At 54.4% G+C, this 23,934-nt stretch carries 22 protein-coding genes; 15 read left to right on the forward strand and 7 right to left on the reverse strand.

The features are described from left to right. Nucleotides 1–8: 8 nt before the first annotated feature. From FND52_RS19860 to hycI, 5 genes are read left to right on the forward strand one after another with little or no spacing between them, the layout of a single operon-like run. The gene (locus FND52_RS19860; protein ID WP_192798717.1) at nucleotides 9–1,718 is read left to right on the forward strand and encodes a hydrogenase large subunit; all 1,710 of its coding nucleotides are present in this window, start codon (nucleotides 9–11) and stop codon (nucleotides 1,716–1,718) included. Nucleotides 1,719–1,728: 10 nt separating this feature from the next. Next, nucleotides 1,729–2,280 (forward strand): hydrogenase 4 subunit H, encoded by a 552-nt coding sequence (hyfH, locus tag FND52_RS19865; RefSeq protein ID WP_125293866.1) that lies wholly within the window; start codon nucleotides 1,729–1,731, stop codon nucleotides 2,278–2,280. Further along, the gene (locus FND52_RS19870; protein ID WP_144132851.1) at nucleotides 2,277–3,059 is read left to right on the forward strand and encodes an NADH-quinone oxidoreductase subunit B family protein; all 783 of its coding nucleotides are present in this window, start codon (nucleotides 2,277–2,279) and stop codon (nucleotides 3,057–3,059) included. The genes hyfH and FND52_RS19870 overlap by 4 nt, the downstream gene beginning before the upstream one ends. Further along, on the forward strand, nucleotides 3,052–3,468 hold the full coding sequence (locus FND52_RS19875; RefSeq protein WP_144132853.1) for a formate hydrogenlyase maturation HycH family protein: 417 nt from the start codon (nucleotides 3,052–3,054) through the stop codon (nucleotides 3,466–3,468). The genes FND52_RS19870 and FND52_RS19875 overlap by 8 nt, the downstream gene beginning before the upstream one ends. Further along, nucleotides 3,465–3,962 carry a hydrogenase maturation peptidase HycI gene (gene hycI, locus FND52_RS19880; RefSeq protein WP_144132855.1) on the forward strand — a complete coding sequence of 166 codons (498 nt, stop codon included), beginning with the start codon at nucleotides 3,465–3,467 and terminating at the stop codon, nucleotides 3,960–3,962. The genes FND52_RS19875 and hycI overlap by 4 nt, the downstream gene beginning before the upstream one ends. 65 nt (nucleotides 3,963–4,027) lie before the next feature. Here the strand turns inward: hycI and FND52_RS19885 are convergent, their stop codons facing one another. Continuing rightward, the gene (locus tag FND52_RS19885; protein WP_244290597.1) at nucleotides 4,028–6,031 is read right to left on the reverse strand and encodes a sigma 54-interacting transcriptional regulator; all 2,004 of its coding nucleotides are present in this window, start codon (nucleotides 6,029–6,031) and stop codon (nucleotides 4,028–4,030) included. Between the two features lie 269 nt (nucleotides 6,032–6,300). Here FND52_RS19885 and focA point away from each other — a divergent pair, with 269 nt between their 5' ends. The 3 genes from focA (at nucleotide 6,301) to fdhF (ending at nucleotide 10,329) form a co-directional block, all read left to right on the forward strand. Further along, nucleotides 6,301–7,155: a formate transporter FocA gene (focA, locus tag FND52_RS19890; protein WP_125293862.1), complete on the forward strand. Its 855-nt coding sequence runs from the start codon at nucleotides 6,301–6,303 to the stop codon at nucleotides 7,153–7,155. 425 nt (nucleotides 7,156–7,580) lie between these two features. Further along, a complete protein-coding gene (hydN, locus tag FND52_RS19895) occupies nucleotides 7,581–8,132 on the forward strand; it encodes an electron transport protein HydN (RefSeq protein WP_144132857.1) in 552 nt (183 codons plus the stop codon). A gap of 28 nt (nucleotides 8,133–8,160) precedes the next feature. Further along, complete coding sequence (fdhF, locus tag FND52_RS19900) at nucleotides 8,161–10,329, forward strand: formate dehydrogenase subunit alpha (protein WP_144132859.1); 2,169 nt, start codon at nucleotides 8,161–8,163, stop codon at nucleotides 10,327–10,329. 41 nt (nucleotides 10,330–10,370) lie between these two features. Here the strand turns inward: fdhF and fucO are convergent, their stop codons facing one another. From fucO to FND52_RS19930, 6 genes are all read right to left on the reverse strand, one after another. Beyond that, nucleotides 10,371–11,519 (reverse strand): lactaldehyde reductase, encoded by a 1,149-nt coding sequence (gene fucO, locus FND52_RS19905; protein ID WP_144132861.1) that lies wholly within the window; start codon nucleotides 11,517–11,519, stop codon nucleotides 10,371–10,373. 40 nt (nucleotides 11,520–11,559) lie between these two features. Next, nucleotides 11,560–12,207: an L-fuculose-phosphate aldolase gene (fucA, locus tag FND52_RS19910; protein WP_125293858.1), complete on the reverse strand. Its 648-nt coding sequence runs from the start codon at nucleotides 12,205–12,207 to the stop codon at nucleotides 11,560–11,562. A 104-nt stretch (nucleotides 12,208–12,311) separates the two neighbouring features. Continuing rightward, entirely contained in the window at nucleotides 12,312–13,298 is a 987-nt protein-coding gene (locus tag FND52_RS19915; RefSeq protein WP_125293857.1) for a LacI family DNA-binding transcriptional regulator, read from the reverse strand. 130 nt (nucleotides 13,299–13,428) lie between these two features. Beyond that, nucleotides 13,429–14,382, reverse strand: coding sequence for an ABC transporter substrate-binding protein (locus FND52_RS19920; protein WP_125293856.1), 954 nt, complete (start codon nucleotides 14,380–14,382; stop codon nucleotides 13,429–13,431). Nucleotides 14,383–14,447: 65 nt separating this feature from the next. Continuing rightward, entirely contained in the window at nucleotides 14,448–15,431 is a 984-nt protein-coding gene (locus tag FND52_RS19925) for an ABC transporter permease (RefSeq protein ID WP_125293855.1), read from the reverse strand. A 3-nt stretch (nucleotides 15,432–15,434) separates the two neighbouring features. Beyond that, complete coding sequence (locus tag FND52_RS19930; protein ID WP_144132863.1) at nucleotides 15,435–16,934, reverse strand: sugar ABC transporter ATP-binding protein; 1,500 nt, start codon at nucleotides 16,932–16,934, stop codon at nucleotides 15,435–15,437. Between the two features lie 495 nt (nucleotides 16,935–17,429). Here FND52_RS19930 and FND52_RS19935 point away from each other — a divergent pair, with 495 nt between their 5' ends. From FND52_RS19935 to FND52_RS19965, 7 genes are all read left to right on the forward strand, one after another. Continuing rightward, nucleotides 17,430–19,199: an L-fucose isomerase gene (locus FND52_RS19935; protein ID WP_425277916.1), complete on the forward strand. Its 1,770-nt coding sequence runs from the start codon at nucleotides 17,430–17,432 to the stop codon at nucleotides 19,197–19,199. Between the two features lie 48 nt (nucleotides 19,200–19,247). Further along, nucleotides 19,248–20,681 carry an L-fuculokinase gene (fucK, locus tag FND52_RS19940; RefSeq protein WP_144132867.1) on the forward strand — a complete coding sequence of 478 codons (1,434 nt, stop codon included), beginning with the start codon at nucleotides 19,248–19,250 and terminating at the stop codon, nucleotides 20,679–20,681. Nucleotides 20,682–20,683: 2 nt separating this feature from the next. Beyond that, nucleotides 20,684–21,112 (forward strand): L-fucose mutarotase, encoded by a 429-nt coding sequence (fucU, locus tag FND52_RS19945; protein ID WP_144132869.1) that lies wholly within the window; start codon nucleotides 20,684–20,686, stop codon nucleotides 21,110–21,112. Between the two features lie 219 nt (nucleotides 21,113–21,331). Continuing rightward, nucleotides 21,332–21,691: a TehB family protein gene (locus tag FND52_RS19950; protein WP_144132871.1), complete on the forward strand. Its 360-nt coding sequence runs from the start codon at nucleotides 21,332–21,334 to the stop codon at nucleotides 21,689–21,691. Nucleotides 21,692–21,703: 12 nt separating this feature from the next. Next, nucleotides 21,704–22,042 (forward strand): nitrous oxide-stimulated promoter family protein, encoded by a 339-nt coding sequence (locus FND52_RS19955; protein WP_376753051.1) that lies wholly within the window; start codon nucleotides 21,704–21,706, stop codon nucleotides 22,040–22,042. A 529-nt stretch (nucleotides 22,043–22,571) separates the two neighbouring features. After that, the gene (locus tag FND52_RS19960; protein ID WP_125293848.1) at nucleotides 22,572–23,150 is read left to right on the forward strand and encodes a fimbrial protein; all 579 of its coding nucleotides are present in this window, start codon (nucleotides 22,572–22,574) and stop codon (nucleotides 23,148–23,150) included. A gap of 66 nt (nucleotides 23,151–23,216) precedes the next feature. Beyond that, nucleotides 23,217–23,933, forward strand: a complete 717-nt coding sequence (locus tag FND52_RS19965) for a fimbrial biogenesis chaperone (RefSeq protein WP_167509385.1) — start codon at nucleotides 23,217–23,219, stop codon at nucleotides 23,931–23,933. The last annotated feature ends 1 nt before the right edge of the window (nucleotide 23,934 follow it).

Below are 23,934 nucleotides of genomic sequence, written 5' to 3' on the forward strand. Positions count from 1 at the left end.
TCAACAATATGCAAAACAGCGCCAGGCGCGGCGTGGGTTACCTGGCGCAAATCCGCCAGCAGTTCCCGGCGGCGGTGCTGGACGAAGAATGGCAAACGGCGGATCAGCTCACCATTACGGTTAAAACTGACGCGCTGCCGGAAGTCGTGGAGTTTATTTACTACCAGCTGAACGGCTGGCTGCCGGTGCTGTTCGGCAATGACGAGCGCCCGCTCAATGGCCAGTTTGCGGTGTATTACGTGCTGTCGCTGGAAGGCCAGGAAAAGTGCTGGATCACCGTCAAGGCGCTGGTAAACCCGATTACCCAGGAGTACCCGTCCGTGACGCCGCGCGTACCGGCGGCGGTCTGGGGCGAGCGCGAAGTGCGCGATATGTACGGCCTGAAACCGGTTGGCCTGCCGGACGAGCGCCGTCTGGTGCTGCCGGACGACTGGCCGGACGATCTCTACCCGCTGCGCAAAGACACCATGGATTATCGCCAGCGCCCGGCACCGACTACGGAAACCGAAACCTATCCGTTCGTTAACGAAGCCACCGGGGAAACCCGCGTGGTGCCGATTGGCCCGCTGCATATCACCTCCGACGAACCGGGCCACTTCCGGCTGTTCGTCGACGGCGAGCAGATTGTCGATGCTGATTACCGGCTGTTCTATGTCCATCGCGGCATGGAAAAGCTGGCGGAAACCCGCATGGGCTATAACGAAGTCACGTTTCTGTCTGACCGGGTCTGCGGTATCTGCGGCTTTACCCACAGCGTGGCCTACGCCACCTCGGTGGAAAACGCACTGGGGATTTTCGTGCCGCAACGTGCCCACACTATCCGCAGTATTTTGCTGGAAGTGGAGCGGCTGCACAGCCACCTGCTGAACATTGGCCTGAGCAGCCACTTCGTCGGCTTCGATACCGGCTTTATGCAGTTTTTCCGCATCAGGGAGAAATCCATGACCATGGCGGAATTGCTCACCGGGGCGCGTAAAACCTACGGCATGAACCTGATTGGCGGCGTGCGCCGTGATATCAATAAAACCCAGCGCCTGAATACCCTGAAGCTGGTGCGCGAAATGCGCGTCGAATTTCAGAATCTGGTGGATATGCTGCTCAGTACGCCAAATATCGAACAGCGTACCGTGGGCGTTGGCGTACTGGACCGCAAAGTCGCCCGCGACCACAGTCCGGTCGGGCCGATGATCCGCGCCAGCGGTTTTGCCCGCGACGTGCGTTTTGACCACCCGTTCGCCGATTACGGCAACCTGCCGAAAACGCTGTTCACCATGGACGGCGGCGACGTGTTCTCCCGCGTGATGGTGCGCGTGAAAGAGGTGTTCGACTCGATGGCGATGATTGAGTACGCGCTGGATAACCTGCCGGAAGGGGACATCCTCACCGAAGGCTTTACCTATAAACCGCATAAGTTCGCGCTGGGCTATACCGAAGCGCCGCGCGGCGAAGATATTCACTGGAGCATGCTGGGTGATAACCAGAAGCTCTACCGCTGGCGCTGCCGCGCGGCCACCTACGCCAACTGGCCGGTGCTGCGCTACATGCTGCAGGGCAATACCGTCTCTGACGCGCCGCTGATTATCGGCAGCCTTGATCCCTGCTACTCCTGTACCGATCGCGTCACGCTGGTGGATGTGCGTAAACGCAGCGTCAAAACCGTGCCGTATCAGGAGATTGAACGCTACGGGATTGAGCGCACCCAGTCGCCGCTCAAGTGAGGACTAAACGATGCTGAAACTGTTTAAAACCATCCTCAAAACGGGCGAAGCCACGGTGAAGTACCCGTTTAAACCGCTGGAAGTCTGCCCGGGCTTTCGCGGTAAACCGGTGTACGACGCCGAACAGTGCATCGCCTGTGGAGCCTGTACGGTAGCCTGCCCGGCCAATGCGTTAACCATGGAAACCAACACCACCACCGGTGAGCGAGTGTGGCAGATTTTCTATGGCCGCTGCATTTTTTGCGCCCGCTGCGAGGAAGTGTGCCCGACCCGCGCCATTGTGCTGTCGGAAGAGTTCGAACTGGCGGTGACCAATAAAGCCGATCTCTACACCACGGCGACTTTCGCGCTGCACAGCTGCCCGCAGTGCCATCAGCCGTTTACCACCAAAAAAGCGCTGGCGTTAACCCTGGATTTGTTGGCCCAGTCCAGCAGCGATCCGGACACGGTAGAGGCGCTGCGCGGCGTGTATGAATGCTGCCCGGGCTGCCGTCAAAAATACAACCTGAGCACCAACGGTGCACTGCGCCTGCGCCAGATTGCTGTGGGAGAAAAATCATGAGCCTGCCGGACATTAAGGTGAATCATCACGTCAGCCAGCCGATCCAGCTGGATGAGCAGGCGGCAAAGCTGAAAAGTACCCTGCTAAAGGATATTCAGCGTTCCGCCTATGTTTATCGCGTGGACTGCGGCGGCTGCAACGGCTGTGAAATCGAGATTTTCTCGGCGATTACCCCGCTGTTTGATGCCGAGCGCTTCGGCATCAAAGTCGTCGCCTCACCGCGCCATGCCGATATTTTGCTGTTTACCGGGGCGGTGACCCGTGCGATGCGCGTCCCGGCGCTGCGCGCTTATGAATCCGCGCCGGACCCGAAAATCTGCATCTCCTATGGAGCCTGCGGCTGCGGCGGCGGAATTTTCCACGATCTGTACTGCGTGTGGAGCGGCAGCGAATCCATTGTGCCAATCGACGTGTGGATCCCTGGCTGCCCGCCGACGCCCGCCGCCACGCTGTACGGCTTTGCGGTGGCGCTGGGGCTGCTCGATCAAAAACTGAAGGGCGAACAGCATATCGAGGCCATTGGGGAAAAAGCGGCGCTGATCTTGCCGGAAGTACCGCTGGCGACCCGGGTGATGATCGAGCGTGAAGCCCGACGCATGGGCGGCTACTGGCAGGGGCGGTTGATCAGCGACGAGTTTTTAAAACGCCTGCACGGCGCGTCGGTGGGGGAAGTTGCGCCGCGTTTATCGCAGTGGATGAGCGAAGAAAACGATCCGCGACTGCGGGAAATCGTCCAGCGTCTGGCCGGGCTGTTACAGCAGGGAGGCCAGCATGGCTAATACCCGTCCGCCAGAAGTGGTGTTCTGGTCGCTGCGCCAGAAATTCGTCGACAGCGATGACGACGTGCCGGAAGAGGCGCAGCAGGTCATGTACTACTCGCTGGCGATAGGCCATCACGTTGGGATGATCGACTGCCTGAAAACCGAACTGGTATGCCCGCTGGCGCAGTATCAGCAGTGGCTTGAACTGCTGCCGGAAGGGGAGGCCAGGCGTAAGTTGCACGGGTTGCTGACCTTTGGCGAGATCACCATCGATTCCACCCATACGTCACTACTGGCAAACGCGCTTGCGCCGCTGCGCGACACGGCGGCCGAGCCGTTTAATCACTGGAGCGCCACGCTGGTCCGCCTGATGGGGGATATTGTGCGAGAACCTGCCATCTATCTGATTGTGAAGAGGAAACCATGAAACCTTCAGACATCAACGGCGTGGTATTAACCGTCGGCAACAGCATGATGGGCGACGACGGCGCGGGCCCGCTACTTGGAGAGAAATTACTGCGCGACCCGATCCCCGGCTGGACCGTGGTTAACGGCGGCTCTGCGCCGGAAAACGTCGTGCATCAGGTCCGCGCACTGGCCCCGTTGCGAGTAGTGGTAGTCGATGCCACCGATATGGGATTAAACCCCGGTGAAATTCGGGTGGTGGATCCGCATGATATTGCCGAGATGTTTATCGTCAGCACCCACACCATGCCGCTGACGTTTCTGATCGACAGCCTGAAGGACGATGTGCCAGACGTGACGTTTATCGGCATTCAGCCGGATATCGTGGCGTTTTATTTTCCCATCACCCCATCGGTGAATGACGCGGTGGAGCGGTTGTACCACTATCTGGAAAACTGGCAGGGGCCGGAAGGGATTGAGGCGCTGGTGGTGGAAAGGGAATCTGAAGGAATATAAGTTTGTTTTTGATGGATCGTTTGCCGGGGATATTCCCCGGCATTATTGTTTTAAAAATCTCTTACTCAAATCTCCCGCGCCGATATTCCCAGTCTTTGCATCCTTGATAATAGCGTGCTGCGCTTTAACCCCAATCTTGCCGCCGCGCCGCGTGGACCGGCGACTATACCGTTAGTTTCCCGCAGTACCTGAATAATTCGCTCGCGCTCGGCGTCGTCGTGTTCCGGCACCGGCGGGGTGATCATGGCCGGTGCCGAACGCGGCGCGCGTACCGGGGCAGGCGGTTCAGCAGGTAAATAGTGGCGCAGCTTTTCCAGCGGTAAATGCAGCGTATTGCCCTGGCTTAAAATCACCGCACGCTCAATCACGTTTTCCAGCTCGCGCACGTTGCCCGGCCACGGCAGCTGGCTGAGCAATCGCATCCCTTCGGCAGAAATGCTGTCGATATTGCGGTTCATGCGGCGGGCGATTTTTTGGGTGAAATGCTTCGCCAGTAATGGGATATCTTCCGGGCGCTCACGCAGCGGTGGGATCAGGATCGGAAACACGTTCAGGCGATAGTAGAGATCGCTGCGGAATTCCCGATCCAGCGATTTCTGGTGCAGATCCTGATTAGTCGCGGCAATCAGCCGCACGTTCACCGGGATCACCCGGCTGCTACCAAGACGTTCGATTTCCCGTTCCTGCAACACGCGCAGCAACTTTGGCTGAAGTTCGAGCGGCATATCGCCTACCTCATCCAGGAACAGCGAACCGCCCTCCGCGCGCTCAAAGCGGCCAATATGGGTTGAAGTCGCGCCGGTAAACGCGCCTTTTTCATGACCAAACAGATCGCTTTCAATCAGCGTGGCGGGGACGGCGGCGCAGTTCATTTTCACCATCCGGTGGCCTTTGCGCTGGCTTAAATTGTGGATCGCCCGCGCCACCAGCTCTTTACCGGTGCCGGTTTCCCCGAGGATCAGGACGGTGCAGTCGCTTTGTGCCACCATCTCGATTTGGGTAATTACCTCTTTCATGGCCTGGCTTTGGTAAATGATCTCGCTGAAATGTTCTTCGCTGCCGATCTGCTCGTTAAGCCAGATGTTCTCGATCTCAAGGGTTTCTTTCAGTCGATTGATAACGCTGTAGGCGCTGGCGTTATCCACGGCAATGCTGATGCGCGCTGCGATTTGCTGGAGTAAATGGAGATGGCTACCCTGAAACATCCCGCCGCTGCGATGGGCCAGAATCAATACGCCCTGGGGTTCATGACCAAATTGCAGCGGCAGCAGGCAGATGTTATTCAGCCCGTTGCGAGAAGCGCGAGTCAGCAGGCCGTCTTCGCGAACCTTTTCATCTTCGTTATTCAACTGCATCACGCAAAGCTGTGGCTGCGCGCCGCTCTGCGCCAGCAGCGTATCCTGCATGGCGATGTATTCGCGTTCGCAGACCAGCGGCGAGCCGGGGACATACCATGTGGAGTAAAGATCGAAACGCGCATGACGTGAATCGGCATCGAGTAACGCCATCCCGATATAATCGATGCCGAAAAAACGATGAATCTCTTTTGAAACTTCTGACACCAGCGCGTGCATATCAAGATGTGAAATGACTGAATTGGTGGTATCTACCAGTATGCGGAAATGATCGCGTTCATCGCGCAATTGTCGGCACTCATTCTGCAATGCCTCCTGGGTCAGCAAATGCTGTAGCACAGCGGCGACCGGCGCGCACAGCTGGCTGAGCCAGAGTTTCGCGTTAGCGCAGAACGGATGTTGTGCGGGCGGGATAAACAGTAAACGCCCCAGCGCATTGCCATTGACGGTCAGTGGCTGAACAAACGCGTCTTTAGGCTCCTCCTGAGCAGCGGAAAACAAATTGTCTTGCTTTGCGACGTTGCCTTGCGCATTACAATGCCAGCGGACATGCGGCAGGCGCAGTTCCAGCGCGGCAGGAACATACGCCAGTGCCGGATGGCGGATCAGCGTCTGTAGCAGACCGGGAATATCGCTTTGTAAAAAAAGCGATTGCGATATTCGCAGAATATTTTCCTGCACAGAAGAAGACGTCATCACGTTATCGGAAGCCATAGTCACATTAATCACCCTGGTGTCAGGTGAAAATAACTCACAAGAAATTTCACCGTTAAAAAAATTATACCTTCATGGATAATTGTTTTGAATGTGTCATGTCAGGTTATTGGTCGCTTATTTTGATAACTATTCTCATTTGCCCTGTTTTTACATTTATTTGTTAGCGAGTTCAAATCTCCAGATGATTAAAAATTGAGTGGTACAGATTATGCATAAGGAAAGTCTGATGCTGTCTCTATTTTTAATCCAATTTGATGGTGATCAACATGAGCGACAATAATTTTTTTGATTTGCGACTGCCAGCAGAAATGGCAAAAGTGGCTGAACAGGCGGGATGTTATAAAGCTACAAAAAAGAAATCGTTATCCTTTTTTCTGGCTATTACCGCAGGTGTGTTCATTGGCCTGGCCTTTGTGTTTTATATAACCGTGATTACTAGTAGTCCGTCAAACGGGTTAACAAAATTGGCGGGCGGATTATGTTTTGCGATGGGGTTGATTCTGGTGGTTATTTGCGGTGCCGATCTTTTTACCTCAACGGTATTGACCGTCGTTGCCAAAGCCAGTGGTTTAATTACCTGGCGGCAACTTATTGTAAACTGGATAATTGTTTATCTGGGCAATATGGCCGGTGCGCTGTTTCTGGTGGCCTTGATCTGGGGGGCGGGTCAGTACACGGCATCAGGCGGGCTGTGGGGTTTGAGCGTACTCAGCACGGCTGACCATAAACTCCATCATACGTTTATCGAAGCGGTTTGTCTGGGGACATTGTGTAATTTGATGGTCTGCCTGGCGGTATGGATGAGTTATTCCGGCCATTCGCTAACGGACAAAGTTATCGCCATGTTATTTCCGGTCGCGATGTTCGTTGCCAGCGGATTTGAGCACAGCATTGCGAATTTGTTCTTAATCCCGATGGGTATCGTTATCCGCTATTTCGCGCCAGATTCATTCTGGCATTCAATAGGCATGAGTGCCGAACAGTTTCCGTCATTAACTGTCCATGATTTCATTATTAATAATTTAATCCCTGTGACGATTGGCAATATTATTGGCGGCGGCGTGCTGGTGGGGATCACCTACTGGATAATCTATCTCAATCCGGCTAATCAGAAGCACTAATTAATGTCATCCGCAGCATGCAGACAAAAATGTCAGATTTAATATCAGCAATTTTGTCGTAATAAATATAGTTGATTATTTTTCCACGAGGGAATTACTCAGTTTTTGTGATCGACAGCAAAAATTTAGACATTTGTGAAACCCTGTCTTCAATCCATGGCTGCTGCATGAAACGGTTATCGGAATCTGGCCTTCCGACGGTTAGCCGCACGCGGTTGTCAGGGGTTTTTATCGGGCAATATGTTCGGCATTTCTGCCGAAAGGCCATTTTGAGAATACATTGAGAATGAATGGCTTAATCAACTGATTAATTTATAAGGTTATTTTCCATGGTGTGGCTCTGGCACGCGGATTGCTATGAAAGTTTGCAATGTGAGTGACCGGCTGTGTCCGGTTAACAATAACGAAGACTCAGGAGTGAGCTGATGAACCGGTTCATCTTTGCGGATTCCAATAAATGTATTGGCTGCCGGACGTGTGAAATTGCTTGTGTAATGGCGCACGGAGACGGCGATATCGCGCAGATAACGCAGTATCCGTTTTCACCACGTATTCATGTGGTGAAAGGCTTTAATGTCAGTACGGCGGTGATCTGCCGCCAGTGTGAGGACGCGCCCTGTGCGACGGTATGCCCCAATGCCGCGATCACGCGCAGGAACGACTTCATTTATGTCGATCAACAAAAATGTATTGGCTGTAAAACCTGCGTGGTGGCATGCCCTTACGGCACCATGGATGTGGTGACGAAGGTGATGGTTAACGATGACCGCGCATTAAGCAGCGGCCTGAATACCCGCGCCCAGGCCAATAAATGCGATTTGTGTCATACCCGCGATATCGGTCCCGCCTGCGTTGAGGTGTGTCCGACCAACGCGCTGGTGGTGATGGACAGAAATGTCGTCGATCAGATGGTGCAGGAAAAACGCCGCCGTGCGGCGCTCGATACGTCAGTCTCAGGATCCTTCTTAAACTTTTGACTCCCTGGTCAGGGGAAAAGGTTACGCAATGGAAAAAATCATTTCTGTGTGCCCGTACTGCGGTGCAGGGTGCAAACTCAATTTGTGTGTGGAAAACGGCAACATTGTCCGCGCTGAAGCGGCTAACGGTGTCACCAACCAGAACGAGCTCTGCCTGAAAGGCTATTACGGTTGGGATTTTCTCAACGACACCCGGCTGCTGACGCCACGTCTACAGCAACCCATGATTCGTCGCCAGAAAGGAGGGCCGTTTGAAGTGGTCTCCTGGGAGGAGGCGATACGCTTTACCGCGTCCCGTTTGCAGGCGATCAAGGCCAAATACGGCCCGAAATCGATCATGCTCACCGGATCGTCACGCGGCACCGGAAATGAAACCAACTACGTGATGCAGAAGTTCGCGCGCGGAGTGATTGGCAATAACAATATCGACTGCTGTGCCAGGGTGTGCCACGGCCCATCCGTGGCCGGGCTGCGCCAGACGCTCGGCAACGGCGCGATGAGCAACTCGATTTCTGATATTGAAAACTCAGCGTGCCTGCTGGTATTCGGCTACAACTGTGCCGACTCACACCCCATCGTGGCGCGCCGCGTGGTGAAAGCCAAAGAGAAGGGCGCGAAAATCATCGTCTGCGATCCGCGTAAAATCGAAACCGCGCGCATTGCCGATCAGCATCTGCAAATGAAAAACGGCAGCAATATGGCGCTGGTTAACGCCTTTGCCCATGTGCTGATCGAAGAAGATCTTTATGACAAAGCGTACGTGGCCAGTTTCACCGAAGGCTTTGAGGCATACCGCAGCATCGTGGCGGATTACAGCCCGGAAGCGGTAGAAGAACTGGTCGGCGTCCCGGCGCAGGCGATCCGCCAGGCGATGCGCACCTATGCCGCCGCGCCGTCCGCCACCATTATGTGGGGCATGGGCGTGACGCAGTTTGGTCAGGCGGTCGACGTGGTGAAAGGGCTGTCGGGTCTGGCGCTACTTACCGGTAATCTGGGCCGCCCGAACGTGGGCGTCGGGCCGGTGAGAGGGCAAAACAACGTGCAGGGCGCTTGCGATATGGGCGCGCTGCCGGATCTGTTTCCGGGATACCAGTCGGTAAGCGATCCGGCGGTACGGGAGAAATTCGCTAACGCCTGGCGCATCGATCCACAAACGCTCGATCCGGAGCCGGGCTATCGCATCACCGAAGTGCCGCATCTGGCGATGGAAGGCAAAGTCAAAGCCTATTACATCATGGGGGAAGATCCGCTCCAGACCGAGGCTGATTTAGGGCTGGTGCGCCGTGGGTTTGACGCGCTGGAATTCGTGGTGGTTCAGGACATCTTCATGACCCAAACCGCCGAGCAGGCGGACGTGATCCTGCCCGCCACCAGCTGGGGCGAGCACGGCGGCGTGTTTTCCTGCGCTGACCGCGGCTTCCAACGTTTTGAGAAAGCCATTGAAGCCAAAGGGAACGTCAAACGCGACTGGGAAATCATCAGCCTGATTTCCACCGCCATGGGCTACCCGATGAAGTATGAAAACAACGAGGCTATCTGGAACGAGCTGCGCGAGCTGTGCCCGCTCTATTACGGCGTGACGTGGGAGAAAATGGCCGGGCTGGGCCACGTGCAGTGGCCGTGCCCGACGCTGGAACATCCGGGTACGCCGTATCTTTATCAGGGCAATACGTTCGCCACCCCAAGCGGCAAAGGGCAGCTATTCGCTACCGCCTGGCGCGCCCCGGCGGAAATCCCCGATGAAAGCTACCCGCTGGTGCTGTGTACCGTGCGTGAAGTCGGCCACTACAGCTGTCGCTCGATGACCGGCAACTGCCGGGCGCTGGTGACGCTGGCGGATGAGCCGGGCTTTGTGCAGATGCATCCGGACGATGCCCGCCAACTCGGCGTCGCCAACCAGGCGCTGGTGTGGGTGATGTCGCGCCGCGGTAAAGTGATTTCGCGCTGTAATTACAACGAGCGCGTTAACCAGGGCGCGGTGTACATGACTTACCAGTGGTGGATTGGTGCCTGTAACGAGCTCACCCAGGACAACCTCGACCCCACGTCAAAAACGCCGGAAACCAAATACTGCGCGGCGCGGGTGGAAGCGATTGAGGATCAGAAATGGGCCGAGAATTTTGCCAGCCAGTCGTACAACGATATGAAAGCCCGCTTGCGTCAGCACGTTGACGGCGCGGCGCGGGCGATAGCGTAACGCGGGGAAAAATAAGGCGGACTGCGGTCCGCCTTGCTGTTTTAGAATGCGCCGTGATACAGCGCGACGATATCATCCAGGGTGGCTTCACGCGGATTGCCGCCGGTGCAGACATCCGCCAGTGCGGCCTGTGCCAGCTCTGGCACATCCTCTTCCCGGGCACCGACATCGCGCAGCGAGGCCGGAATACCCACATCGCGGTTGAGCGCTTCTACCGCGCCGATCGCCGCCTCCCGCGCTTGCGCAATACTCATGCCCTGCACATCCACGCCCATCGCCTGCGCAATGGCGCGATACTTCTCACCGGTGTAATCGGCGTTGTAGCGCATCACGTGCGGCAGCAGAATGGCGTTCGCCACGCCGTGCGGGGTATCGTAAAACGCGCCCAGCGGGTGCGCCATGCCGTGTACCAGCCCTAAGCCGACGTTAGAAAAGCCCATCCCGGCGATGTATTGCCCGAGCGCCATATCCTCCACCGCAGCGGATTCGCCCGCCACCGACTGACGCAGGGAGCGGCCAATAATTTCGATGGCTTTCAGATGTAGCGTATCGGTCAACTCCCACGCGCCGCGGGTTATATAGCCCTCGATGGCGTGGGTCAGCGCATCCACGCCGGTCGCGGCTTTCAGCGCGGCGGGCATGCCGTCCATCATATCGGCGTCAATAAACGCCGCCAGCGGGATATCATGCGGGTCGACGCAGACAAATTTGCGGCGGTTTTCTTCGTCGGTGATCACGTAGTTAATGGTGACTTCGGCGGCGGTCCCGGCGGTGGTTGGGATAGCGAAAATCGGCACGCTGGGATTGCGGGTCGGGGCGACGCCTTCGAGGCTGCGCACATCCTCATATTCCGGGTTGGCGATAATAATGCCGATGGCTTTGCAGGTATCCTGCGGGGAGCCGCCGCCCAGTGCGATAAGGTAATCCGCACCGCTCTGGCGGAACGCTGCCAGACCCTGTTGCACTACCTTAATGGTGGGGTTGGGCACCACATCGGAAAAAATTTGGTATTCAAGACCTGCGCTGTCGAGCTTGTCGGTGAGTTTCGCCGCCAGGCCGCAGGCGACCAGGGTTTTGTCGGTAACGATTAACGCCTTGCGATAATCCCGACGCTTCACTTCGTCCGGTAACGCCTTCACCGCGCCACGTCCAAACCATGAAGTTTCATTAAGAATCATTCTGTTAGCCATAACGTTTGCTCCTGATGAATTATGCCTGTAATCGGGCTCGCTATGCTTCAACCCGCAGGCCATAGGTTTTAAATTTCTCCAACACTATGGCGATTTCTTCATCATCCAGTACCGGGACCGGATCAACGATGGCTAAAGTCGTCAGGTAAAGCCGCGCCAGCACTTCCACCTCGTGGGCCAGCCACAGCGCTTTATCGAGATTCTCTTCGCAGGCAATCAGCCCGTGGTGTTGTAACAGCGTGGCTTTGCGATCTTTTATCGCCTCCGCCACGTATTCAGAGAGTTTGCGCGTGCCAAACGTGGCGTAGGGCGCACAGGGGATCGAGTTACCGCCCGCTGCGGCGATCATGTAGTGAATGGCGGGGATCGGGCGATTTAAAATCGACACCGCCGTGCAGTTCACCGCATGGTTATGCACCACCGCATTGGCGTCGGCGCGGGTCTGGTACACCACCTGGTGAAAGCGCCATTCGCTGGAGGGCAATTTGCCCTCTTCATGACGGCCTTCGGCATCGACGAAAACAATGCTCTGTTCGGTTAATTTCTCGTAGGGAATACCGGTGGGGGTAATTAACATGCCGTCGCGATAGCGCACGCTGACGTTGCCCGCCGTGCCCTGGTTTAATCCAAGACGCGTCATTTCAAGACAGGTATCAATAATTCCACGGGCCAGTTTTTCACGTTCCATTTCTCTTCTCCGAATCGGTAAAACATAAATTTGGCTAAGGGGAGCCGGGCAAAGCCCTGAACGGCTTTGCCTGATGTGTTTTCAGCGATGTTTTTTTAAATTTGTTATTGGCGCTTAATTAATTTCATCGTCACCTGTTCAGTGCGTTTGACCGGCGTGCCGTCAATCGCCTGCTGCATTAAATCGAAGGCTTTTTCCGCCCAGCTATCTTCATCCTGCTGCATAGACCAGACGTTATTGGATAAAAATCCCAGCATCGGATGTTCGTCAAAGGTGCCGATATTAATATCCGGCGGAATGCCGCCACACTGTTCGCGCAACTCTTTAATCGCCCCTTCCAGCACCGGCAGCGACGAGGCGATAAATGCCTTCGGCACGCCGTGTTCGGCGATTAAGTTTCTCATCATCTGCGCGCCGCCCTCCGGGGTATTGTAGAGATTTTCCGCCACCCGCGATAACGCCAGCGGGTGCTGTTCGACGGCATGTAAATAGCCAGCTAAACGATCATGAATACTCGGCAGTTGTTTATCGCCCACTAAAAACCACAGCGGTGCCTGGCTGGCGTTGAGCATGGCCTCGGTAAGCGTCACGCCTCCGGCGAAGTTATTACTTTCCACCAGCGCGTTGTCGGTGAATTTAAAATCGCGGTCCAGCAGCACCAGCGGCTTTTTCACCTGACGCAAATGGTGCTGCTGATTTTCCAGGGTGGCTGGCGCAATAAACAATCCATCCACATTGCGGGCGATTAACGCTTTCACCAGCTTATTTTCGTAATCCACGTCGTTATAGGTACAACTGATCATTAACTGGTATCCCGAACGTCGGCAGCGTAGCTCTAATTTTTCGGCAAGGGTGGCGAAAAATACGTTCGAAATACAGGGAATGATTAATCCCAGGGTTTCCGTTTTATTTAATTTAAGGCTCCGGGCGGAATGGTTAATGGTGTAGCCATAACGCTCGACATATTCGTTGATTCTGGCCTGCGTTTTTAAACTGATGCGATACTGCTCTGCTTTCCCGCTTAACACTAACCGGACGGTGGTGACTGACAAATTAAGATCGGTCGCAATCTGTTCTACGGTTTTGGCCATCTGCCTTTTTCCCTTGTGATGACTAAAGGCTTATTATAATCACACACCGGTGATTCCCCTGGACGACCATTACGAAATTTGCCCGCTGCTAAGCGCGATGCTGCCGCCCCGCAGGGCGACAGCATCAGGATTACTTTTTCTTACCAAACGGGTGCAGCAGTTTATCCACTGCGGGGTCGTCAATGTTGTCCATGCTGACATACTTGACGGGGATATCGATGACTTTTTCGACCGTTTTACCGTTAATGGCGTCATCCAGCGCTTTGATGCCCTGATAACCGATCTGATACGCGTCCTGTACCACAAATCCCTGCAATACGCCCGCGCGCAGGAAGCCGATAATCGCTTCGGTACTGTCAAAGCCGATGACTTTTACTTTGCCTTTAATGCCGAGGCTGTCTACCGCGTTTGCCACGCCCAGCGTCGCTCCTTCATTGGTGGCGTAGATCCCGGCTAAATCCGGGTTGGCCTGCACCATATCGGTGGTTTTATCCATCGCTTTTTGCGGGTCGCCATCGCTGTACTGCACCGGCAATACGGTGATGTCCGGGTACTTCTCTTTCATCTGTTTGGTGAAGCCTTCGGAGCGTTCAATAGCCGAGCTGGTGCCCGCCACGTGAGCGATCACGCCCACTTTGCCTTTATTGCCGATGGCGGCGGCCAGCGCGTCTGCCGCCTGCGCCCCGGCTTTCACGTTGTTGGTAGCGACGAAGCTCGCCGGAATATCTGAATTTACGCCGGAATCGAAGGTGACCACTTTAATGCCGCGGCTGTTGGCGCTCTCAACCAGCGGTGCCAGCGCGTTGGCGTCCAGCGCGGCAAGCAAAATCCCGTCCGGTTTTTTCGCCATGGTATTTTCCAGCAGCTGAATTTGCTCGGCGATTTGGGTTTCATCCGCCGGGCCGACAAAACTGGTGGTCACCCCCAGCTCCTTCGCGGCGGCTTCGGTGCCCATTTTCACGGTCTGGAAAAACTCATGCTGATAACCCTTGCTAACTACCGGCAGGGTAAGGTTTTTTGCCCATGCGGGGCTGGCCAGCATCGCCGCCACCGCTAACGCGCTCAACAGGTACTTGGTTTTCATAGGATTGACTCCGTTTTTTATAAGGTTTGGGTACAGGGGAAGATCCACATCGCTACAACGGATCGCTAACGCATTTTTTTGCGCAACGTGTCGAGATACACCGCGGCCACCACCACCACGCCCATGGCGACCATTTGCCAGAACTGCGAGACGCCCATCAGGTTGAGGCCGTTTTTCAACACGCTCATGATGAACGCGCCGATAATGGTGCCGCCAATCGTGCCCACGCCGCCCATCAGGCTGGTGCCGCCAATCACCACTGCAGCGATGGCTTCCAGCTCATAACCCACGCCGACGGTCGGTTGCCCGGAGTTGAGGCGCGACGCCAGAATTACTCCGGCGATCCCGGTGAGCAGCCCGCAGAAGGCGTAGACAAAAATCTTCACCCGCTGCACTTTGATGCCCGACAGGTGCGCGGCCACTTCGTTGCTGCCCACGGCGTAGACATAGCGGCCAATTACCGTTTTCTTGAGGATGTAAGCGGCGATGGCGGCGATAATCGCCAGGTAAAACACCGGGTAGGGGAGGACGTCGAACAGGCGTCCCTGCGCCAGCAGCTTGAAGGTGGGGTAATCCGAGAAGTAAATGGCGCGCCCGTCGGTCATCACCATATTGATGCCGCGTACCGACATCATCAGGCCCAGCGTGGCAATAAACGGCGGAATAGTGGCGCGCGTGACCAGCAGGCCGTTGACGAAGCCACACAGGCCACCTGCCACCATACCGGCAATCACGCAGACAATCAGCGGCATACTGTACGACGCGCACAGGCCCACCACCACCCCGGAAAACGCCACCACCGACCCGAGCGACAGGTCGATCCCGGCGGTGATAATCACGTAGGTCACGCCAATCGCCATAATGCCAATCACCGAGGTTTGCAGGGCGATGGTCATAATATTTTCGGTATTAAAGAAAAACGGCGAGCTGAAGCTAAAAAAAATCACCAGTAAAACCAGGCTTAATAACGGTGCCAGGCGCATTAACAGGGCTTTGTTAATTTTTCCTGATTTCGCCGGCTGGCTGGAGGGCGTTAATGAGTCAGTCATGATTTAATCCTCTAACGTCGCATATTTCATAATATTTTCTTGAGTGGCCGTCGCGTTATCCAGCTCACCGGTAATACGGCCATTGCGCATCACTAATATGCGGTCGCACATGCCGAGGATTTCCGGTAATTCCGAGGAGATCATGATGATGGATTTCCCCTTTGCCACCAGGCGATTCATTAATTCATAAATTTCCAGTTTCGCGCCCACATCGATACCGCGCGTGGGTTCGTCAAAAATCAAAATATCGGTGTCTTTGCATACCCAACGGGCAATAATAATTTTTTGCTGATTGCCGCCGCTTAAATGCAGCGCGGGCTGTTGGAGATGGGGCGTTTTAATGCGTAAGGCTTTGACTAATTGCTCGCTGGTTTTCTGACACTGTTTCTCTTTAACAATCCCTAATGCATCGGAATATTCAGGGTAATTCCCGAGCATAATATTAAGCTCAACGGATAATCCCAGCGCCAGCCCCTCTTTTTTACGGTCTTCGGTAAGATAGCCGATGCCCTGTTCAATCGCCTGATGAACATCGCTAATTACGACGGATTTGCCGTTAAGTTTCACCTCGCCTTGATCGATTTTATCGGCACCGAACAATGCCCTGGCGAGCTCGGTACGGCCAGCCCCCATCAGGCCGGAGAGCCCAAGAATTTCACCGCGATACAGCGAGAAGTTAATGTCGCGCAGCACGTCCTTACGGTTAAGGTTTTTCACCTCCAGCACCGCGTCGCGCCCGGTAAATGGCGGCCTGCGCGGGTAGATGTCGCCCAGTTTACGGCCCACCATCATGGCGATTAAGTCGCTGATTTGCACCGTTTCGTACTCCACCGTGCCGATGTACTGCCCGTCGCGCATGACGGTAGCGCGGTCGGCAATCAGCGCCAGCTCTTCCAGGCGGTGCGAGATATACACAATGCCGGTACCCTGATCTCTAAGCAGGCGAGTCACGTTGAACAGACTGTCGATTTCGCTTTCCGTCAGGGCGGCGGTGGGTTCATCCATGATTAAAATTTTCGCATTAACGGAAATAGCTTTGGCGATTTCCACCATCTGCTGCTGCGCGACCGTTAAGTCCGCCACGCGGGTTTCTGGCTTGATTTTCAAATTCAGGGTGTCGAGGATCGTTTGTACTTTCTGGCGCTGGGTTTTGGCATCCAGTTGCCAGCGATTGTGTTTACAAAATTCCCGACCAATAAAAATATTTTCTTCGACAGTTAAATCAGGAAATAAATTAAACTCCTGATGGATAATCGTAATGCCGAGCAGCTGTGCCTCCAGCGGGCTGGCAAATTTTACCGATTGACCCTCGAAAATAATTTCCCCTTCGTCGGGCTGATACACGCCGGACAAAATTTTCATTAGCGTGGATTTCCCCGCCCCGTTTTCACCCAACAGGGCGTGAACTTCACCACGGCGTAAAGTAAATCCAACATTACTCAACGCCACCACGCCGGGGAAACGCTTGGTAATATTATTCATTTGCAAAAAATTATCTGACATGGCGTTTTCCCTTGGTTGACCAGGTGTTCGCTGTCTGTGAAAACGGGAGAGGCAAATACCTTTACGAATAAGTACGGCAACGTAACGGCGTCATAAAACAGAGCCGTAGTAAATATTCCCGGCATAAATCCCGTTTTTATTTGAATATTGCTAACTCGTGTTAGCTTTTGCGTAGTTAAACCTATGCAATGCGCTGTTTTTCGACAAACACTTTCAATTCAAATTGTGACGCTGCGCAAGAGATATGGAGCATTTGGTTGAATTTATTGAATATATTATTTTCGTGCCGGATCGCATCATCTTTTTAAAAATTACCAACGCGTTTAGTACGTGAAAAACATCACACTTCAGGACGAAACTCGTTGTCGATTCTATTTTTTACTCTCTATGCTAATTCGAGTTAGCAAATTTACCCTTCGGGCCGTTTGGTGCGGCGATTTTGTCGCAGCGGTGTGGTATCGACCTGAAACGATCTCAAAAATATGAGGAATAACAATGACTACCCTACCGAAAATCGGCATTCGCCCGGTCATCGATGGCCGCAGAATGGGCGTGCGCGAATCCTTAGAACAGCAAACCATGGACATGGCGAAAGCCACTGCGCAACTGCTGGCTGAGCAATTACGCCACCCGTGCGGCGCGACCGTGGAGTGCGTAATCGCCGATACCTGTATTGCCGGCATGGCGGAATCCGCCGCCTGCGATCAAAAGTTCAGCACCCACAACGTCGGCCTGACCATTACGGTTACGCCGTGCTGGTGCTACGGCAGTGAAACCATCGATATGGACCCGATGCGCCCGAAAGCGATTTGGGGATTCAACGGCACTGAACGCCCTGGCGCGGTTTACCTGGCGGCGGCGTTAGCGGCCCACAACCAGAAAGGGCTGCCGGCGTTTTCGATATACGGTCACGACGTGCAGGACGCGGGCGACACCGACATCCCGCAGGATGTGCAGGAAAAACTGCTGCGCTTCGCCCGTGCCGGGCTGGCGGTGGCCAGCATGAAGGGCAAAAGCTATCTGTCGCTGGGCGGCGTGTCGATGGGCATCGCCGGCTCGATTGTCGATCACAACTTCTTTGAATCTTATCTCGGCATGAAGGTGCAGGCCGTCGATATGACCGAGCTGCGCCGCCGCATCGATCACAAGATCTACGACGAGCAGGAGCTGGAACTGGCGGTGAGCTGGGCCGATCAGCATTTCCGCTTTGGCGAAGATAAAAACGCCGAGCAATACCGCCGCGATGAGCAGGCCAACCGGGCGATCCTGCGCGAAAGCCTGCTGATGGCGATTTGCATCCGCGACATGATGCAGGGCAACCGCAAACTGGCGGAAATGGGGCGTGTGGAAGAGTCTCTGGGCTACAACGCCATCGCCGCCGGTTTCCAGGGGCAGCGCCACTGGACCGATCAATATCCGAATGGCGACACCGCCGAAGCGCTGTTGAACAGCTCTTTCGACTGGAACGGCGTGCGTCAGCCCTATGTGGTGGCGACGGAAAACGACAGCCTGAACGGCGTCTCGATGCTGTTTGGTCATCTGCTTACCGGCACCGCCCAGGTGTTTGCCGATGTGCGCACCTACTGGTCCGCCGAGGCGGTGGAACGCGTTACCGGGCATAAACTCACCGGCCATGCGGAGCAGGGCATCATCCACCTGATTAACTCGGGTTCGGCGGCACTGGACGGCACCTGCCGCCAGCAGGATGAAAATGGCAAGCCGACCATGAAGCCGCACTGGCAAATCAGCCAGCAGGAGGCCGATGCCTGTCTGGCAGCGACGGAATGGTGTACCGCGGTGCACGAGTATTTCCGCGGCGGCGGTTTTTCATCACGCTTCCTGACCCAGGGCGGCGTGCCGTTCACCCTGAGCCGCATCAACCTGGTGAAAGGCATTGGGCCGGTGTTGCAAATCGCCGAAGGCTGGAGCGTTGAGCTGCCGAAAGCCGTTCACGATACCCTTGATAAACGCACCGACTCCTCCTGGCCGACCACCTGGTTTGCGCCGCGCGTGACCGGCAACGGCCCGTTCCGCGACGTCTATTCGGTGATGGCGAACTGGGGCGCTAACCACGGGGTATGGACCATCGGGCACGTGGGTGCGGATCTGATTACCCTGGCCTCGATGCTGCGCATTCCGGTATGCATGCATAACGTTGATGACGAGGCGATTTATCGTCCCACCGCCTGGGCCGCCCACGGCATGGACAGCGAAGGCCAGGACTATCGCGCCTGCGAAAATTACGGACCATTGTACAAACGCTAACCGAATTCGGGGCGGCCTGCGGGTCGCCCCGTTTTTTCAGGAGAGTTGATGATGCAAGACGCGGTTCTGGTGCTCGACTGTGGTGCCACCAACGTGCGGGCGATTGCGGTAGATAACCGGGGGCAAATTCTGGCCAAGGGCGTGGTCGCCAATGCCAGCGAGCCCGCCGCCGAAGATCCCGCCTGGCATAACTGGTCCCTCGATCATATTCTTCAGCGGTTTCAGCAATGCTGCCAGCAAATCGCCCCGCAGCTGGCCGGGCTGAATCTGCGCGCCATGACCGTCACCACCTTTGGTGTGGACGGCGCGCTAACCGACGCTCAGGGCAAGCTGCTGTATCCGATAATCAGCTGGAAATGCCCGCGTACCGTGCCGGTGATGAATGACATTGCGCGAATCATTGATCCGCATACCCTTCAGCAAATTTCCGGCATCGGGCAGTTCAGCTTCAATACGCTGTATAAGCTGCTTTGGCTTAAGCACAACCAGCCGCAGGCGCTGGAAAACGCCCATGCCTGGCTGTTTATCTCCTCGCTGATTAACCAACGCCTGACCGGTGAATTCACCACCGACCGCACCATGGCGGGCACCAGTCAACTGATAGATTTGCATACCGGCGAGTTTAGCGACGTGATATTACAGCGGGCGGGCATCCCGGCGCGGCTGTTCCCGCGCCAGGTTGCGCCGGGTGACGTGGTGGGCGAACTGCGCCCGCAGATGGCGGATTTTCTCGGCATTCGCCCCGGTATTCCGGTGATTGCCGCCGGGCACGATACGCAGTTCGCGCTGTTTGGCTCCGGTGCGGGGCTGGGCGAGCCGGTGCTGTCTTCCGGCACATGGGAAATCCTGATGGTGCGCAGCGCGCAAATTAATACCGCTTTACTGCCGCAGTACCCGGGCTCCACCTGCGAGCTGGATAGCCATCCGGCGTGGTTTAACCCCGGCCTGCAGTGGCTGGCGTCGGGCGTGCTGGAATGGGTGCGTAAAAGCTGGTGGCCGCAAGGCGAGGGTGCGGTGGTGTATCAGCAGATGATGACGGAAGCGGCGGTATTACCGCCGGGCGCGCAGGGCGTCACCATGCAGGGCAATCTGCTGGAGGGCAGCGACTCCGGTTGGCGCGGCGTGACCCTGAACACCACCCGCGGCCATTTTTACCGGGCAGCGCTGGAGAATCTCACCTGGCAACTGAAAAACAATCTCCAGGTGCTGGAAACCCTCGGCGGCTTTCGCGCGCGGGAGCTGCTGCTGGTAGGCGGCGGCAGCCGCAATATGCTATGGAACCAAATGAAAGCCGATATTCTCGAGCTGCCCATTAAAATACTCAGTGAAGCAGAAACCACGGTGGTGGGCGCGGCGCTGTACGCCTGGGCGGGCTGCGGCGAGTTTGCCAGTGCGGATGCGGCGCGCGCCAGCCTGGAATGGAGTTATCGCACCCTCTGGCCTGGCGAGCAGCGCGATCTGTGGAAAACCCTAAGGAGCTAATCATGCTAAAAACCATATCGCCGTTAATCTCTCCGGATCTGCTGAAAGTGCTGGCGGAGATGGGCCATGGTGATGAGATTATTTTTGCCGATGCCCACTTCCCGGCACACAGCCTCGGGCCGCAGACGCTGCGCGCCGACGGCTCGACGGTGAGCGAGCTATTGGCCGCCGTGATCCCGCTGTTTGAGCTCGACAGCTACGCGCCACCGCTGGCGATGATGGCACCGGTAGAGGGCGATGAACTCGATCCTGCCGTGGAAGCCCGCTATCGCGAGGCGCTGTTCAACGGCCAGCCGGGGCCGGAAATCGAGCGTATCGATCGTTACGCGTTTTACGACCGGGCCCGCAAGGCGTATGCCATCGTGGTGACGCGGGAATGCGCGAAGTACGGCAATATTTTGCTCAAGAAAGGCGTCACTCCGCTCAAATAATCACCATCATTGATGACCTGTCACTTGCGCCAGGATAAGCTGGCGCAACACGGGTTTACCCGCGCAATTGTCATTCAGACTATTCATAGTCAAATCGACACTATTAAAATGACAATTTTTCTCATCTGTATTTTTTAGTTAGTTGATTTTGTTGGTTTTTATTTTTGGCATGGAAGATGCAGAGCAAAGTTAAATAACTTAACTTTTGAGGTAAGACTCATGGCACATCGCATTCCTGCAGAATATAAACACACCCGTTCTACCGCTTTCTTTGACAGTTCTACGGTTCCCCAGGCGCTGTTAACCCATCACAACACCAAAAAAGATGTCTATGGTCGCCTTTCCGTTATGCGCGGCGCGGTAAAATATATCGGTTTTAAAAACGAGCACGACCAGACGCCGGAAATTGAAGTTATTATTAATGAAGGGCAGTTTGGCGTTAGCCCGCCGCAGTACTGGCATCGCATTGAGCTGCTGACGCCGGACACCTATTTCAACATCGACTTTTTCGCCGCCCCGGATGCCGAGCTGGATGGCAAAGGGTTTGGCCAGGTGGTGCAGACCAAAAGCAGCAACTGACAGGAGAACATCATGGGTGCGCGCCTCGATCGTGAAAAGCTCACTATCCAGAAAATGATTGCGCTGTATCAGCGCAAAAGCCCGCAGGCGCTGGCGGAGCCCGCCCATTATCAGGCGCTGTATGACTATGCCATGAAGCGCCTTGATAAATGCGTCTTTGGGGATAACAAGCCCGCCTGCCGCCAGTGCCCGATCCACTGTTATCAACCCGCCAAACGGGAAGAGATGAAGCAAATTATGCGCTGGGCGGGGCCGAAGATGTTATGGCGGCATCCGATTTTGACTCTCCATCATCTGATTGACGATCGCGCACCGGTGCCGGAAATTCCCGAAAAGTATCGCAAAAAGTAAGCGGCTTGCCGCTGCTTACCTGCGATGTGTTTTAGGTGCTATACCAATGTTTACAGTAAAGAACGTTATACGCGTATAGCATCTTTACTAATGTTCAATTAATTAACGACACCAGCCCCTTATTCCCCCATACAGGTTTAGCCTGCCATTATCCCTTCAAAAATATTATCTGTGTTTATTGAAGTTAATAGTAATGTCGCTGGTTTTTTTAATTGGATTTATATCCGGAAGTAAAAAATTAATTTCTCTTTTATCAGAAAGAGGTCAATTAATGATACGGGTTTATTCTTAAAATATATGGATGTGACTAACGTATTTTATAATATTGAATTTCAGAAAGGAAAGTAAATTTATATCGCTTGTGCACAAATACACACTAACTCTCATAGATATTGAAACCAGAGTTATTAATATATACCCGCCGGTAAACTTTGGCGATTAATAATTGAGAATTAATGTATGGCATAACGCTTTAGCATTAACAAATTAATCATCTATAACTATCGAATTAAAACAGTAAGGATACATCATGAAAAAACTGACATTAGTGGCGCTGACTGCTTTTGCGGCAATATCTTCTTTCACCGCAGAGGCAAAGGATGGGCAATTCCACTTCAGAGGGCAAATTACTACCGCACCCTGCGGTGTGATTGTTCCTAATGGTGGCTATGTTCAAATGAATGAGTGGGCGACCAGTGAATTAAAACAGGATACTGCGACTACCCTGCAAGGCCGTTCCGTGCCTTTTTCTATTCAACTGGTTGATTGTGATACTAGCGTAACCACAAAAACCGTTACCACAACGTTTACCGGCCCTCTGGCTGGCATTAATGGCGCATTCGCGGTATCCAGTCTGGGCAACGATTCCCAGTTCGGCGGCGATAACCGTCAGGCTGGCCAGCCGGCAACCGCGACTGGCGTTGGTTTGAAACTCTTTAATGCAGATAACACTGCGTTGAATGCCGGTGCAGCATCAACGGCAGTCACCTTTACGCCTCAAACAACATTGAGCTTCCAGGCGGCCTACGTCTATACCGGTGCCAGCGCTTCTGCAGCAACCGCGGGTTACGCCGACTCTGACGTGGATTTTACGCTTAATTATCTGTAATACCGCAATAAGCCGGGGGAATACTCTTCCCCTGGCGCTAATAATTTATCAGACAAGGGAATGAAAATGATAAAAGTTAAGCCGCTTCTTGGTGTGGCTTTGCTATTTATAGCAAATCATGCGTTAGCTGATGAAAAGAGTGAGTCTGCGGGCAGTTTAAGCATGGGAGCTACGCGCGTCATTTATCGGGCACAGGAAAAAGAAGCTGCAATGCCGATAATGAACCATACGCATTTAACTTATCTCATTCAGTCCTGGATTGAAGATAAAAATGGTATCCGCGCTAAAGAGTTTGTCGTTACGCCCCCGCTGTTTCAATTAAAATCACAGAAAAATAGCCAATTAAGAATGGTCGCGGTTGGTAATTTGCCGCAGGACCGGGAGTCTGTTTACTACTTAATCAGTAAAGCAATTCCCCCGACGCCGGAAGAGAATAAAAACATGCTGCAGTTAGCTATCAAGACGCGCATGAAACTGTTCTATCGCCCTGAAGGGCTACAGGGAAGCCCGGAACAGAGCGCGGTGTCGTTAATATGGCAGTGCAATAACGACAATATAAAAATTATTAATAACAGTGATTACTCCGTGGTAATAGCAAAACTGGCGACAGCTGCGAAAAGTGTAACAACTGACAAAGTAATGGATTTGATTAAAGGTGGATTAGTGCCAGCTAAGGATAGTGTAACAGTTAAATTCATATGTCAGTCGAACAGCCAGATCCGTTACGCTGTTATGAATGATTTTGGTGGGATTACAGACAATTTAACGGCAACCCTACAATAAT

The organism is Atlantibacter subterraneus, from assembly GCF_007570865.1.
GTDB lineage: Bacteria > Pseudomonadota > Gammaproteobacteria > Enterobacterales > Enterobacteriaceae > Atlantibacter > Atlantibacter subterraneus.

What these genes read in the sequence shown, in the direction of transcription:
- FND52_RS19860 (WP_192798717.1), top strand. Translation starts at nt 9, where the DNA reads ATGCAAAACAGCGCCAGGCGCGGCGTGGGTTACCTGGCGCAAATCCGC.
- hyfH (WP_125293866.1), top strand. Translation starts at nt 1,729, where the DNA reads ATGCTGAAACTGTTTAAAACCATCCTCAAAACGGGCGAAGCCACGGTG.
- FND52_RS19870 (WP_144132851.1), top strand. Translation starts at nt 2,277, where the DNA reads ATGAGCCTGCCGGACATTAAGGTGAATCATCACGTCAGCCAGCCGATC.
- FND52_RS19875 (WP_144132853.1), top strand. Translation starts at nt 3,052, where the DNA reads ATGGCTAATACCCGTCCGCCAGAAGTGGTGTTCTGGTCGCTGCGCCAG.
- hycI (WP_144132855.1), top strand. Translation starts at nt 3,465, where the DNA reads ATGAAACCTTCAGACATCAACGGCGTGGTATTAACCGTCGGCAACAGC.
- FND52_RS19885 (WP_244290597.1), bottom strand. Translation starts at nt 6,031, where the DNA reads ATGGCTTCCGATAACGTGATGACGTCTTCTTCTGTGCAGGAAAATATT.
- focA (WP_125293862.1), top strand. Translation starts at nt 6,301, where the DNA reads ATGAGCGACAATAATTTTTTTGATTTGCGACTGCCAGCAGAAATGGCA.
- hydN (WP_144132857.1), top strand. Translation starts at nt 7,581, where the DNA reads ATGAACCGGTTCATCTTTGCGGATTCCAATAAATGTATTGGCTGCCGG.
- fdhF (WP_144132859.1), top strand. Translation starts at nt 8,161, where the DNA reads ATGGAAAAAATCATTTCTGTGTGCCCGTACTGCGGTGCAGGGTGCAAA.
- fucO (WP_144132861.1), bottom strand. Translation starts at nt 11,519, where the DNA reads ATGGCTAACAGAATGATTCTTAATGAAACTTCATGGTTTGGACGTGGC.
- fucA (WP_125293858.1), bottom strand. Translation starts at nt 12,207, where the DNA reads ATGGAACGTGAAAAACTGGCCCGTGGAATTATTGATACCTGTCTTGAA.
- FND52_RS19915 (WP_125293857.1), bottom strand. Translation starts at nt 13,298, where the DNA reads ATGGCCAAAACCGTAGAACAGATTGCGACCGATCTTAATTTGTCAGTC.
- FND52_RS19920 (WP_125293856.1), bottom strand. Translation starts at nt 14,382, where the DNA reads ATGAAAACCAAGTACCTGTTGAGCGCGTTAGCGGTGGCGGCGATGCTG.
- FND52_RS19925 (WP_125293855.1), bottom strand. Translation starts at nt 15,431, where the DNA reads ATGACTGACTCATTAACGCCCTCCAGCCAGCCGGCGAAATCAGGAAAA.
- FND52_RS19930 (WP_144132863.1), bottom strand. Translation starts at nt 16,934, where the DNA reads ATGTCAGATAATTTTTTGCAAATGAATAATATTACCAAGCGTTTCCCC.
- FND52_RS19935 (WP_425277916.1), top strand. Translation starts at nt 17,430, where the DNA reads ATGACTACCCTACCGAAAATCGGCATTCGCCCGGTCATCGATGGCCGC.
- fucK (WP_144132867.1), top strand. Translation starts at nt 19,248, where the DNA reads ATGATGCAAGACGCGGTTCTGGTGCTCGACTGTGGTGCCACCAACGTG.
- fucU (WP_144132869.1), top strand. Translation starts at nt 20,684, where the DNA reads ATGCTAAAAACCATATCGCCGTTAATCTCTCCGGATCTGCTGAAAGTG.
- FND52_RS19950 (WP_144132871.1), top strand. Translation starts at nt 21,332, where the DNA reads ATGGCACATCGCATTCCTGCAGAATATAAACACACCCGTTCTACCGCT.
- FND52_RS19955 (WP_376753051.1), top strand. Translation starts at nt 21,704, where the DNA reads ATGGGTGCGCGCCTCGATCGTGAAAAGCTCACTATCCAGAAAATGATT.
- FND52_RS19960 (WP_125293848.1), top strand. Translation starts at nt 22,572, where the DNA reads ATGAAAAAACTGACATTAGTGGCGCTGACTGCTTTTGCGGCAATATCT.
- FND52_RS19965 (WP_167509385.1), top strand. Translation starts at nt 23,217, where the DNA reads ATGATAAAAGTTAAGCCGCTTCTTGGTGTGGCTTTGCTATTTATAGCA.